The following is a 13,432-nucleotide window of genomic DNA, read 5'->3' on the forward strand; positions in this document are numbered from 1 at the left end:
CACCGCGTGCGGCTTCGGGTTAGCCCGGGTGCACCACCCCGGGTCGGCCGCTAGAGTCCCCCCACTCGTTGCAGGCACTTTCGGTGCACGCTGCTCGGGGTCGAGGAGACAGATCGGGCCGGCCATCAACACGAAGCCAGCAGAGCCCGGAGCGAACAAGCCGAAAAGGCCGACACATCAAATCCCAGGGCGCCGCGGTTCAGAAGACCGCGGCGCCCTTCGCTTTTCCGGGCCGGCTTCACGTGGCGCGGCGGCCGGCCAGACTGCGTACCATTGGGCGCAGCCGCACCCCACGCCCGAGCCGACATGACCGATTCCGCATCGCGTTCCGACAGCAAGCTGCGCCTCGAGGACATCGACATCCCGGCGCAGCCCGAGACGCTGGTCCAGCTGTCGCTGCTGCTCGCCGAGGACGACGTCGACCTCAATGCGGTGAGCCGCCTGATCGCATCGGACATGGCACTCGCCGCCGCGGTGCTGAAGGCGGTGAACTCGGCGGTCTACGGCCTGCGCGCGCGCGTGCAGAGCGTGCAGCAGGCGATCACCTACCTCGGCACCCGCGAAGTCGCCGCGGTGACCTTCGAGATGGGGCTGCGCGCGGTGTTCCCGGCGGCGCCCGAGCTCGAGCCGCTCTGGGAACGTGCGAGCGTGCGGGGCCTCCTGATGGGCCGCATCGGCCAGGCGCTCGGCATCGAGCCGTGGGCCGCGCACTCGGCGGGCCTATTCGAGGAATGCGGCAAGGCCGTCATGTTCAAGCACGTCACCGCGCGCTATCGGCCGATGCTCGAGAAGGCGCGCGACGACGAGGAGCTCCTGATGATGGAGCACGCCGAGTTCGGCATCAGCCACGACGAGCTCGGCGCCGCGCTCTGCGAGACCTGGGGCCTTGCGCCGTCGGCCGTCGAGAGCGTGCGCTACCACGTGATCGTGCACGGCACCGGCGAGCTGCCGACGCACCTCGAGCGGCGCTCGGTCTGCGCGATCTCGGCGCTCGCGCACGCGCTCATGACCGACCCGGACTCGCTCGACGACGTGGCACAGAAGATCGCGCCGCAGGCGGGCCTCGACCCCCACGCGGTCGCGCGCGGTGCGCGCCGGGTGCAGGAAGAGATCGAGGCCGCCGTCGCGCGGCAGAAGACCGAGTAGGGCGGGAGCCGCGCCGAGCCACCGCACGCGCGAGCGGCGGGACCCGACGCACCGCCGCGACTAGTCGCGCAGCGCCCCGTCGGTTTCCTCGCCCTCGACGCGCTGCAGGCGGTACTTGCGGATCTTGTCGTTCAGCGTCGTCTTGGCGATCGAGAGCGCCTTGGCGCTGCGCGCGACGTTGCCGTCGTGGCGCCGCAGCTCGGCCGCGATGAGGTCGCGCTCGAAGCCCTCGACCGTCTCGACCAGCGAGGTCGGGCCGCGCTCGCCCGACGCGGCCGCAGGCGATGGCGGGCCGAGCACCTCGGTCTGCACGCCGAGCACCAGGCACTCGGCGACGTTGCGCAGCTCGCGTACGTTACCGGGCCAGCCGTGCGCCATCAGACGCGGCATCTGCTCGTAGGCGAGCGTCGGCTCCGGACGGCCATAGCGGCTGGCCGCGAGCATCGCGAAGTGCTCGAACAGCAGCGGGATGTCCTCCCGGCGCTCGCGCAACGGCGGCAGGTCGATCGAGACGACGTTGAGCCGGTAGTAGAGGTCGGCTCGGAAGGCGCCCTGGCCGGCGCGCTGCAGCAGGTCTTCCTTGGTTGCCGCGACCACCCGCACGTCGACCGCGATCTGCTGGTTCGAGCCGACGCGCTCGATGCGGCGCTCCTGCAGCACGCGCAGCAGCTTGATTTGCATCGCGAGCGGCATGGTCTCGAGCTCGTCGAGGAACAGGGTGCCGCCGTTGGCGTATTCGATCTTGCCGATGCGGCGCCGCTGCGCGCCCGTGAACGAGCCCTGCTCGTGGCCGAACAGCTCGCTGTCGAGCAGGTTGTCGGGCATGCCGCCGCAGTTGAGGGCGACGAACGGCGCCGCCTTGCGCGACGACAGGTCGTGCAGCGCCTGCGCGACGAGCTCCTTGCCCGTGCCGGTCTCGCCGCGGATCAGCACGTCGACCGGCGAGTCGGCGACGTCGAGGACGAGGCGGCGCACGCGCTCGATCTGCGGCGAGCGCCCGATCAGCTTGCCGGCCAGGCCGTCGCGCGCCGCCAGCGTGCGGCGCAGCGACGCCACCTCGAGCGTCAGCATGCGCTTCTCGAACGCACGCTTGACCACCTCGACCAGGACCTCGGGCGAGAACGGCTTCTCGATGAAGTCGTAGGCGCCGCTGCGCATCGCCTCGACGGCGAGGCTGACGTCGCCGTGGCCGGTGATCATGATCGCCGGAAGGTTGGCGTCGATCTCGCGGCAGCGCTGCACCAGCCAGAGGCCGTCGGCGTTCGGCAGCCGCATGTCGGTGACGACGGCGCCGACGCGCGCCGGCTCGAGGCGGCGCAGCGCCTCCTCGGCCGAGTCGACGCACTCGACCCGAAAGCCGGCGAGCTTGAGGGCCTGGCTGCAGCCCAGGCGCACGTGGGCATCGTCCTCGACGATCAGAACCGTCAGGTCGGCGGTCATGTGAGTACCTCTTCCTCGTGGACGAGCGGCGCGGGGGCGGTGCTCGGCTCGGCGGCCGGCAAGGTGACGATGAACAAAGCGCCGGCGCCGGGGGCACCCGTCGCGACGATCTCGCCCCTGAACTCGCGCACGATGTCGCGCGAGATGGTCAGACCAAGCCCGAGCCCGTTGCCGCTCGGCTTGGTGGTGAAGAACGCCTCGAAGAACTGCGCGCGGACCTCGTCGCTGAAGCCGCAGCCGGTGTCGGCCACCTCGATCCGCACCTGCCGCGCGCCGCTCGCGGGCACCGGCTCGGTGCTGGCGCGCAGCGTCACGCGCTTGACCGGTGCGCCGGCCATCGCGTCGATCGCGTTGCCGATCAGGTTGGTCAGCACCTGCTCGAGACGGTTCGGCTCGCAGAGCGCAATCGCGGTGCCCGGGACGCAGTGGTTCTCGATCTCGACGCCTTCGTCGCGCAGCCGCGGGTGGTAGAGGAACAGCGCGTTCGACATGGCATGCGCGACGTCGGCCGGTTCGGACGCCGCCTTCGACTTGCGGGCGAAGCGCTTGAGCGGCTGGATGATGCTGCCCATCTGGTCCACCAGGCGGGCGACGATGCGCAGGTTGCCGGCGACCTCGTCGAGCTGGCCGCGCCGCATGAACTCGATCGCATTGCCCGAGAGCGTGCGGATCGCGCCGAGCGGCTGGGTCAGCTCGTGGGTGATGCCGGTGGCGATCTGGCCGAGCATCGCCATCTTGGCCGCCTGCACCAGCTCGCCCTGCGTCGCGCGCAGCGTCATCTCGGCCTGCGCGCGCTCGGCCACCTCCTCGCGCAGGCGCCGGTTGGCGTCGGTGAGGTCCTGGGTGCGGTCGGCGACGCTCTGCTCGAGCTCGGCGTTGGCGCGTTCGAGCATCGCCTTGGCCGCCAGGCGCTGACGCATGATGCGGCGCCGCTGCACGAAGAACACCGCGGTCAGCACCAGCACGCCGGCACCGAGGGCCGCTGCGGTGGCGCTCACCAGCGCCTGATCGCGCACCGGCCGCAGGTCGCTGAACATCATGAGGCGCCAGTCCATGCCGTCGATCGCGCGGCCGAGCACCAGCGTGCCGGCGTGCACGCCGCGCATCGACGGCGGCCCGCCGGGCGGCAGCAGCGTCTCGACGACCTGACTCTCCTCGTCGACCGCGAGCTTCACGGCGATCGGAAAGCGCGTCAGCCGCACGTTGTTGTACATGCGGGTCAGCTGCAGGTCGACGCGACGCTCGATCGGCAGCTCGGCGAGCGCCGTGTAGCGCCAGCCCGGGTTGGACGACAGGATGACGACCTGGTTGGTGTCGGTCAGCAGACCGGGCGCGCCGAGCGTCTCCCAGAGCGCGTTGATCGGCTCGAGGCTGATCTTGATCGCAGCGACGCCGACGACGTGGGCACCGTCGTGGATCGGATGCGACACGAAGTAGCCCGCCTCGTCGCCGCCGATGCCGATCGCGAAGTGGCGCCCGACGCGCCCCGACAGCGCGTCGAGGAAGTACGGGCGAAACGAGACGTCTTCGCCGACCCGGCTGTCGTCCGGGCGCACGTCGTTGCTCGATGCGACGACGATGCCGCGGTCGTTCATGACGTACACCGCGACGCTGCCGAGGTAGGCGTTGAGCTGGCGCAGGTACGCGTTGGTCGCGGCCATGCGCGCGCGGTTCGAAGGCTGGGTCAGCAGCACCTGCACGTCGCGGTTGAGCTGCACCGTCGGCGGCACGTGCTCGAGGCGCTTGATGACCGCTTGCACGGTCGACGAGAACAGCTCGAGCCGATGCGCCGACTCGCGGCGCTGCCCCGCGATGCCCTGCGCCTCGCTGAAGCTGAAGCCGAACCAGGCGACGGCGCCGATGAAGACGACCGCGAGCAGCGTGAACCCGGCGCCCAGCAGCGCGCGGCGGGGGCTGCGCGCCGGCGCCTGCGGCGCCCACTCGTTGCTGAGGGTCAGGATCGATTCATCGGCCACACGGAGGCCCCGGCGTGGGCTGCGACGCAGGGGCCGCCGATTGTCGCGCCCGCCGGATACCCGAGTGACGTCCCGGCACGCGGATCAGCCGAGCGGATGGTCGACCGGCGAGCGGTAGAGCTGCAGCAGCGCGTCCGACGGCGGCCAGTTGAGGTTGAGGCCGCGCGGCGGGATCGGGCGCTGGAACCACTTCGTGTAGATCTTCATCGCCTCGCCCGAACGCATGATCCGGGTCAGCGCGCGGTCGACGATTGCCTTGAGCGCGCGGTCCTCGAGCCGCATCATGCAGCCGTACACCTCCGAGGACATCGGCGTGCCGACGACGACCCAGTCCTCGGGGTGCTGCGCCTTGGCGCGCTCGCCGTAGAGCAAGGCGTCGTCCATCATGAAGGCGTCGGCGCCGCTCGCTTCGAGCAGCTGGAACGACTCGCCGTGGTCGCGCGCCTGGATGATGGTGAACTTCTCGGTCAGGCGTTCGTTGTAGGTGCGCAGCAGCCGCTCCGACGTGGTGCCCGAGGTGACGACGACCTTGCGCCCGGCGAGGTCGGGAAAGTCGCGAATGCCGGAATCGCGTCGCGTCATGAGGCGGGTGCCGATGACGAAGATCGATACCGAGAACGACACCTGGCGCTCGCGCTCGGCGTTGTGGCTCGTGGAGCCGCACTCGAGATCGACGGAGCCGTTCTGCACCAGCGGGATGCGGTTCTGCGCGGTCACCGGCACCAGGCGCAACGTCAGCGACGACAGGCCCAGCTCGCTCTTGATCGCGTCGGTCACGCGCAGCATCAACTCGTGCGAGTAGCCGATGACCTGCTTGCGGTTGTCGTAGTACGAGAACGGCACCGACGACTCGCGGTGCCCGAGGCTGATGGTGCCGGTGTCGACGATCCGCTTGAGCGTGTCGAAGGTGCCCTGCGCGTGCGCCGGGGCGGCGCTCAGCGCCGACAGCGCGAGCAGCGCGCCGCACGCCGACGCGGCGCTGCGACAAAGGAATCCGGTGCGCGAGGTCATGACGAGGCTGGCCGTTCGCACGTTGTGTGCCATCGACGGCGCCTTCGCTTCGTCCCGCAAGTCGTTGATTCGTACCGGCCGCGTCGTGGCCCGCTCCGGCGCCGGACGGAATCCCGACGCCGTGCGCACCGGGGCGTGCGGATTCCCGACCGTGCGCCGATCTCACGCCATCGAAAAAGTTCGACCGCGCAGTGCCGGGGCTGCACCGACCTAGGGATCACCCGGGGTGGCACGCATCGTGCGAACTGCCACACGGTTTCGCTACGAATCCGCCGAACACCCCCAGGAGATTTGCCCTCATGAAGCTTGGTCGACCCCTCTCCCAGCTCCGCCATGCGCGTCTGCCGCTCGCCATCGCGGCGGCGTTCGCGTTCACCGCGCCTGCGTACACGCAGAACGCCGAGCCCGACAACTCGGTTTACTCGATCGTCATTCCGTACGGCTCGAGCCAGCAGCTCGGCCAGCTCACCAAGCTGCTCGATCACCCCTACGTCGACCAGAAGGCCAGCGTCGTCAAGGCCGAAGTCGGCGCCGACGAGCTCGCCTCGGTTCGTGCGCTCGGCTTCGCGCCGCAGATCGACGCCGCCGAGACCGCCCGCATCCAGGCCTGGGTCGACGCTCGCACCCGCGACCTGAAGGCCGGCAACCTGAGCGACCGCAAGAAGGCGCTCAGCATCGCCAACGGCGTGCACTCGTGCTATCGCACCGTCGAACAGGTCTACGCGACCTACGACGAACTCGCCGCCAAGTACCCGAAGTTCGTCAAGACCAAGGTCCTCGGCCCGAGCTGGATGGGCACCCAGCAGCAGATCCCGCCGGTCGGCACCGCCGTCCCGGACAACTCGCGTTCGTCCTTCGCGAACCTGCTCATCAAGTACCTGCCGCCGACCATCGTCACGCGGTTCAACCTGAGCCTGTTCCCGGTCAACCCGAACCCGGTGCGCGCCATCATCGTCGGCAACTTCGAGAAGCAGGACGTCGCCGGCAAGGCGCCGCCGCCGAACATGGTGTGGACCGGCGGCATCCATGCGCGCGAGTACGCGCCGCAGGAAGTCGGCATCAAGTTCATCGAGTGGCTGCTCGAGAACTACGACAAGGATGCCAATGCGCGGATGATGTTGGACAACAACCGCTACCACTTCATCGTCCACAACCCGGACGGCCGCAAGCTCGCCGAGCAGGACATCTCGGCTCGCCAGCGCAAGAACACGAACTACGTGACCGCGGCGTGCACGACCGTGTCGAATGGTGTGACCAACACCCTGAGCTCGGGTGTCGACCTGAACCGCAACTATCCGTTCGGCTGGGCGACCGGGGGCGCGGGCGGCTCGGACGGCAACGTCTGCGGCGAAACCTACCGCGGCATCGGCCCGGCTTCCGAGCCGGAAACGCAGGCCGTGATGAACTACGTGCGCGGCACCTGGAACCAGGCCGCCTGCCGCTGGGAAGGCGGCGCGCTGCCGGACGGCCGCACCCGTCCGGCTGCCTACTGCAACCCGGAGAACCGCCTGAACGGCAACGGCGAGCTCGACTGGCAGTCGGGCGCGCCGGACACCTACGGCGGCGGCATGTTCGTCGACCTGCACAGCAACGCGCGCGCCGTCCTGTGGCCGTGGGGTGTGGAGCGGACGGAGAACAACTTCAACACGCACACGCCGAACAACAAGGGCATGGCGGTCATCGCGCAGCGCATGGCCTACCACAACAACTACTCGTCGCAGCAGCTGCTCAGCTACAACACCGAGGGCACGACCAAGGACGCCTTCTACGGCTACCTCGGCGCGCCGTCGTACACGGTGGAAATGGGCCGCTCGTTCTACGAGGATTGCGGCGTGTTCGCGCGTGAGACGTATCCGGAGAACTTCAACGGCTTCCATTACGTCAGCCGCGTCCTGCACCGCATCTATCAGCTGCCGTTCGGCCCCGACACGACCAACGTGGCGGTCAGCGGCCCGGCTGCCAAGGCCGGCGACAAGGTCACCGTCACGGCCACCGTCGACGACAACCGCTATCGCTACTCGAACGCCGGTCAGGCCGACATCCTGCCGCCGCCGGTGCCCGTGGTCTACAACATCACCGGCGCGAAGGCGTACGTCGACAAGCTGCCCTGGGAAGCGGGCGCGGTCGGCGTCGACATGCAGCTGTCGGGCTCGACGCTCGCCAAGTCGGACTTCCCCGACGCGACGAAGACCGCCACCGCCACCATCGACACGACGGGCCTCTCGGCCGGCCGTCACATGGTCTACGTGCAGGGCACCAACGCCGACGGCAAGCCCGGCGCGGTGTCGGCGCAGTTCCTCGACGTCACCGCGGCCGCTGCTCCGAGCACCGATGACGACGATGACGGTGGCGGCTCGCTCGGCGTCACCGACCTGATGTTCGCGCTGCTCGGCATGCTGGGCCTGGCCGCTGCACGTCGCGCGCGCCGCAGCTGATCGGCCGTTCTCTCAACAACGTCTTTCTTCTTGTTGCGTATGCTCGCCCGCCCTCCGGGTGCGGGCGAGCCCGAAAGGATCTCTTCATGAATTTTCTTCCGCACCGGATGCTTCCGATCGCCGCGGCCGCTGCCCTTCTCGCGCTCTATGGCTGCGGCGGGAACGGCGACGACGACGACGACAACGCGCCGCCCGTCAATCCGCCGGCGACCGCCAGCCTGAGCGGCGTCGTGCTGGCCAGCGCGCCGGTGAGCGGCGCGCGCGTGTGCCTCGACGTCAACGACAACCGCGCCTGCGACACCACCGAGCCGACTGCCACCAGCGCGGCCGACGGCAAGTACACGCTGACGGGCAACGACACCGACGTCTCGTCGAAGGCGGTGCTCGCGGTCGTTCCGGCCGCCGGCACGGCCCGCACCTACATGCTCGGCGCTCCGGCCGGCAAGGGCGCGCTCGTCACGCCGTACACCACGCTCGTGCTGTCCGCGGTGGACGCAGGCCGTGCCCCGAACCTGGCCCAGGCCGAAATCGACCTGCTGGACAAGATGGTCGGTACCGCCGGTGACGTCGGTGGCCTCAACGCCTATTCCGACTATCGCCCGAACGCGGCCGATACCGCCTTCACGAACCAGCGCGCCCGCATGCTGAACGGCGCGCAGATCCTCACCCGTGCCTTCCAGGACACGATGGCGATCTCGGGCCTGACCGGCAAGGACGCGTTCGGCGCGCTCGGCCTCGTCGCGACCGGCTCGATGCAGCAGGTTCTCGGCCAGGTCGGCACCGCCGAGCTGACCGGCACGAACTTCGACACGCTCTACGCCGCCGTCAAGGACAGCCTCGTTCCGACCCAGGCGACCATCGACGCAGTCAAGACCGCCAAGGCGAAGACCGCCGCGGCGCCGATCGAAGGGGCGTGGGTCAAGACGACCGGCAGCGGCACCAGCGAAATGCGCGAGCTGTTCATCTTCGCGGGTGACGGCACGTTCGTGCACCAGGTCATCAAGACCGGCCAGCCGACGACCAACACCGCGTTCGATGCGGGCTTCGGCTACCGCTATGGCCGCTATACCCTGAACGGCAGCGTGCTCGCGATCTCGCTGATCGAAGCCGCCAACGCGTCGGGCCCGACCGCCGGCAACCATACGGCGACGATCAGCGGCAACGCGATGACCTTCGACGGCTCGTCGCTGACCCGCGTCACCGGCACCGACAGCGCCGTCGGCGGCTACGTCCGTACCAACGGCATGGAGCGTCCGGAGTACCTCGTGCTGTTCGCCGACGGCACGTACACGCACGGCACGTTCTATTACGAGAACGACCCGCAGACCGGCACCGCCAGCTTCTTCGAGACGGCGCGCAGCGCGGGCATCCGGCAGGGCCGCTGGGCGCGCGGCAACCCGAGCAACACCGGCACCCCGGGCGACCCGCCGAACCTGAACCCGAACGTCATCGACTTCGCGCTGCTCACGCCGACCGACGTCACGTTCAACGGCAGCCTGGCGATCCCCGGCAACCCGGGCGTCGCGTCGATCCAGGCGGACGGCTCGCTGTCGGCGACCGACCTGCGCATGGTCAAGCTCGGCACCACCGCCGGCGCGCAAGCGGTGACCGGCTTCTCGGAGGCGACCCGCTCGCGTCTGTGGTCCGGCCGCTACTTCAGCCGCACCGTCAGCGTGGCCGGCACCAACCGCACGCAGTACGTCTACGTGCGCGGCGTGAACGACGTGCTGACCTTCCTGCAGGCGCCGACCGGCAGCGTCGTCACCAATGCCTGCCCGACGGCCGGCGCGGTGGTCGACTTCGCGACGGTCGCCCCGACCGACGGCAAGCTGAAGCAGTTCGTCGTCGGCACCAGCACCGCGGCGAGCGCGGGCTACGCGCAGCGTCGCCTGAACGTCGGCACGCCGGGTACCGGCAACTTCGTGACCTACACGCCGATCACGCGCCCGACCGACGCGACGGCGCGTTGCGCGGTGCCGCTGTAAGCAGCAGGGCCTGATCGCGAGCCCGCCGCTTCGGTGGCGGGCGAGCGAGCCGAGCGAACGAAGCCGCGGGCTGCAGGGCCCGCGGCTTTTTTGCGTCTCGGCCGAGTCAGCGTTCGGCGCGCGCCGGTGCCGGGGTCGCGGGCGGCGCCTTGGCGGCCGCGTCGAGGCTGCGCAGCGCCTCCTGCTGGTTCGGCAGGAGGCCGTCGGCGGCGCTCTGCGGCTGCATCGTGGCCGTCGCGGGTTGTCGCGCCGAGACGCCGCCGCGGCATTCGGCCGGCGACACGTAGACCACGTTCCCATCGATGACGCAGCGTTCGACCGCGCCGTCGACGGCGCCCAACGTGATCGGCCGCACCGGATCAGCCGGCATCGTGGGATCGAGACGGATCGGATGGGCCGATGCGCGGGGATCGCTGCGCATCTCGGGGCGGATCAGCGGCTCGGCGCCGACCGCATCGACCGGTGCCGCATCGTCGAGCGTCTCGGGGCCGGCGTGAAAGCGCCACAGCTCGCGTCCGATGACCAGCACGCCCACCATTCCGAACACGAGCATGGCGCGCCGCACCCAGCGCTCGGCGCTGGTCATGCGATGTCGATGATGGTGGCGGCGCCGCGAGTGGCGCCGGCGCCTGCCCGAATGTTCCTTGGTTTCCTGCGTGTCCAACGCGCTCTCCTCGTGAGCCGCACATCATCGTCGAACGCGCGTTGCGGCCCGGCGCGCGGCTGCAGCGGGACGCGCAGGGTCGTACGCGCGGACGGGCCGCCTCCGACCAGGGCCGGCAGGTGCGTCGGGCCCCGCTCCCTCAGTCGACCTTCGCGCCCGAGACCTTGACGACGCGGCTCCATTTCGCGGTCTCGGCGGCGATGAAGCGCGCGAACTCGGCGGACGACATGCCGCTCGGTACCGCGCCCTGCGACTCGAGGCGCTCCTTGAGCGCCGGCGCGGTCAGCGCCTTGGCGGTTTCCTGCTGGATGCGGGCGACGATCTCGGGCGACGTGCCGGCCGGCGCGAGCAGGCCGAACCACGAGGTCGCCTCGAAGCCCTTCACCGGACCGGCCTCCGCGATCGTCGGCACGTCGGGCAGCGCCGGGCTGCGCTGTGCGCTCGTCACCGCAAGCGCCGTGAGCTTGCCGGCCTTGATCTGCGGCATCGCCGACGGCAGGTTGTCGAACATCAGGTCCATCGTGCCGCCGATCAGGTCGAGCAGCGCCGGCCCCGAGCCCTTGTACGGGAAGTGCAGCATGTAGGTGCCGGTCATCGTCTTGAACAGCTCGCCCGAGAGATGGATCGAGGTGCCGTTGCCGCTCGAGGCCATGTTGAGCTTGCCGGGATGCGCCTTCGCGTAGCGGATGAAGTCGGCGACGTTCTTGATCCCGTACTGCTCGGCCTTGGCCGGGTTCATGACCAGCACGTTCGGCACACCCGCGACCAGCGTGATCGGCACGAAGTCCTTCACGTGGTCGAACGGCATCTTCGGGTAGAGCGCGGCGTTGATCGCGTGCGTGCCGACGGTGCCCATCAGCAGCGTGTAGCCGTCGGGCGCCGACTTGGCGACCTGGTCGGCGCCGACGTTGCCGCCCGCGCCCGGCTTGTTCTCGATGATGAAGGTCTGTCCGAACGCCTTGCCGAGCTCGGGGGCGAGCGCGCGCGCCAGGATGTCGGTGGTGCCGCCGGGCGCGAACGGAACGACGATGCGCACCGGCTTGGTCGGCCACGCCGCCGGCTGCGCAAGCAGGCTGGCGGGCGACGCCGCCGCGGCGGCGGCGCAGGCGATCAGGAGGTGGCGGCGTGACGGCAGGCGCATGGCGGATCCGGAGAAGCTGGCGATCCCGGCAGTCTGCCCGACGCGTGCGCCGGCTTCCGAGAGGGGTTGCCCGCAATCGCGGCGGCGCGGCTCACGACGCGCGCTCGAGCCAGACGCGGGCGCGCGCCCGGATCGCCGCGCGCTCGCCGGCCGGCCGCGCGTCGAGGTTCTCGAGCGCGTGCTGCATGCGCGGGTTGCCGGCGAGGCGCTCGCGGTGGCGATCGAGGAAGTCCCAGTACAGCGTCGTGAACGGGCACGCGTCGTCGCCGCTCGCTTGCTTGGGGTCGAAGCGGCAGCCGCGGCAGTAGTCGCTCATGCGGTCGATGTAGCGGCCGCTCGCGATGTACGGCTTGGTGCCGACGATGCCGCCGTCGGCGTGCTGGCTCATGCCGAACGCGTTGGGGAGCGAGACCCAGTCCACCGCGTCGACGAACATCGCGAGGTGCCAGTCGCTGAACGCGAGCGGGTCGACGCCGGCGAGCAGCGCGTAGTTGCCGAACACCATCAGCCGCTGGATGTGATGCGCGTACGCGTGGCCCAGCAGCTGGCGCGTGCATTCGGCCAGGCACCGCATCTCGGTCTCGCCGGTCCAGTAGAACGCCGGCAGCGGCGCGCTCGCCTCGAGCGCGTTGCGGGTCGCGTAGCCGGGCATGTGGCGCCAGTAGACGCCGTGCACGTACTCGCGCCAGCCGAGCACCTGGCGCACGAAGCCCTCGACGCTGTTGAGCGGCAAGGCGTCGGCGTCGGCCGCGGCGAGCACCGCGTCGATGACCTCGCGCGCGCCGATCAGCTTGAGGTTGAGCGCGACCGACAGACGCGAATGCGCGAGCACCGGCTCGCCGGTCCACATCGCGTCCTGGTGGAAGCCGAAGTCGGCGAGGCGGTGCGCGACGAAGTCGGCGAGCAGCGCGAGCGCGTGGTCGCGCGTCACCGGCAGGTCGAAGCCGTCGAGCGAGCCCGGGTGACCGCTGAAGCGCGCCGCGACCAGGTCGATCACTTCGCGCGTGATCGCGTCCGGCTCGAACACCGGCGGCGCGACGACGAAGCCCGGGCCGGCACGGCCGAACGCATGCCGGTTGTCGGTGTCGAAGTTCCAGCGCCCGCCCGCCGGGTTGCCGTCGGCATCGACCAGGATGCCGTGACGGCGCCGCATCCAGCGGTAGAACGTCTCCATCGGCTGGCCCGGGTGCGCGTCGGCGTAGGCGGCGAACTCGGTGCGCGAGCACAGAAAGCTGCGGTCGACGCGAATCTCGAGCGGCACCCCCAGCGCCGCCGCGGCGGTCGAGAGCTCGTTCTCGACGCGCCAGTCGCCCGGCTCGACGACGACGAGGCGCTCCGGGCGCAGGTCGGCGACGTCGAGCCCGAGTCGTTCGGCGAAGGTGCGGGTGCGGTCGTCGGCCGGGTCCGCCGCGAGCTCGGCGTAGCGCACCTCGATGCCGCTCGCGCGCAGGTCGTCGCGGAAGTGCCGCATCGCGGCGAGGAAGAACGCGATGCGCAGGCGATGGCAGCGCACGTGCGTGGTCTCGTGCGGCGTCTCGCTCATCCACACCGCATCGACGGACGCGTCGAAGCCGTCGAAGGCAGCGCTCGCCCGATCGAGCTGATCGCCGAGAACGAGCACCAGGTGGCGCATC

General features: G+C 70.3%; 9 protein-coding genes. 3 read left to right on the forward strand and 6 right to left on the reverse strand.

Going from position 1 to position 13,432, the window contains the following annotated elements; translation table 11 throughout:
- The first annotated feature begins 306 nt into the window (after positions 1-306).
- Positions 307-1,146 carry an HDOD domain-containing protein gene (locus HQN59_RS01445; protein WP_176065346.1) on the forward strand — a complete coding sequence of 280 codons (840 nt, stop codon included), beginning with the start codon at positions 307-309 and terminating at the stop codon, positions 1,144-1,146.
- 60 nt (positions 1,147-1,206) lie between these two features.
- Here the strand turns inward: HQN59_RS01445 and HQN59_RS01450 are convergent, their stop codons facing one another.
- From HQN59_RS01450 to HQN59_RS01460, 3 genes are all read right to left on the reverse strand, one after another.
- A complete protein-coding gene (locus tag HQN59_RS01450; protein ID WP_176065348.1) occupies positions 1,207-2,586 on the reverse strand; it encodes a sigma-54-dependent transcriptional regulator in 1,380 nt (459 codons plus the stop codon).
- The gene (locus HQN59_RS26725) at positions 2,583-4,562 is read right to left on the reverse strand and encodes an ATP-binding protein (protein ID WP_176065351.1); all 1,980 of its coding nucleotides are present in this window, start codon (positions 4,560-4,562) and stop codon (positions 2,583-2,585) included. The genes HQN59_RS01450 and HQN59_RS26725 overlap by 4 nt, the downstream gene beginning before the upstream one ends.
- A gap of 84 nt (positions 4,563-4,646) precedes the next feature.
- Positions 4,647-5,573 (reverse strand): transporter substrate-binding domain-containing protein, encoded by a 927-nt coding sequence (locus HQN59_RS01460; RefSeq protein ID WP_176066231.1) that lies wholly within the window; start codon positions 5,571-5,573, stop codon positions 4,647-4,649.
- Positions 5,574-5,872: 299 nt separating this feature from the next.
- Between HQN59_RS01460 and HQN59_RS01465 the strand changes: the two genes are divergently transcribed.
- Together HQN59_RS01465 and HQN59_RS01470 are read left to right on the forward strand one after the other, a co-directional pair.
- Positions 5,873-8,008: a M14 family zinc carboxypeptidase gene (locus tag HQN59_RS01465; RefSeq protein WP_176065353.1), complete on the forward strand. Its 2,136-nt coding sequence runs from the start codon at positions 5,873-5,875 to the stop codon at positions 8,006-8,008.
- 86 nt (positions 8,009-8,094) lie between these two features.
- Entirely contained in the window at positions 8,095-9,993 is a 1,899-nt protein-coding gene (locus HQN59_RS01470) for a hypothetical protein (RefSeq protein ID WP_176065355.1), read from the forward strand.
- Positions 9,994-10,099: 106 nt separating this feature from the next.
- On the opposite strand, the gene HQN59_RS01475 is transcribed toward HQN59_RS01470, so the two are convergent.
- From HQN59_RS01475 to HQN59_RS01485, 3 genes are all read right to left on the reverse strand, one after another.
- Positions 10,100-10,579: a hypothetical protein gene (locus tag HQN59_RS01475; protein ID WP_176065357.1), complete on the reverse strand. Its 480-nt coding sequence runs from the start codon at positions 10,577-10,579 to the stop codon at positions 10,100-10,102.
- A gap of 217 nt (positions 10,580-10,796) precedes the next feature.
- Positions 10,797-11,798, reverse strand: coding sequence for a Bug family tripartite tricarboxylate transporter substrate binding protein (locus HQN59_RS01480; protein ID WP_176065359.1), 1,002 nt, complete (start codon positions 11,796-11,798; stop codon positions 10,797-10,799).
- A gap of 91 nt (positions 11,799-11,889) precedes the next feature.
- The gene (locus HQN59_RS01485; protein WP_176065361.1) at positions 11,890-13,431 is read right to left on the reverse strand and encodes a cryptochrome/photolyase family protein; all 1,542 of its coding nucleotides are present in this window, start codon (positions 13,429-13,431) and stop codon (positions 11,890-11,892) included.
- Position 13,432: the final 1 nt, after the last annotated feature.

Source organism: Rhizobacter koreensis, assembly GCF_013366375.1.
GTDB lineage: Bacteria > Pseudomonadota > Gammaproteobacteria > Burkholderiales > Burkholderiaceae_C > Schlegelella_A > Schlegelella_A koreensis.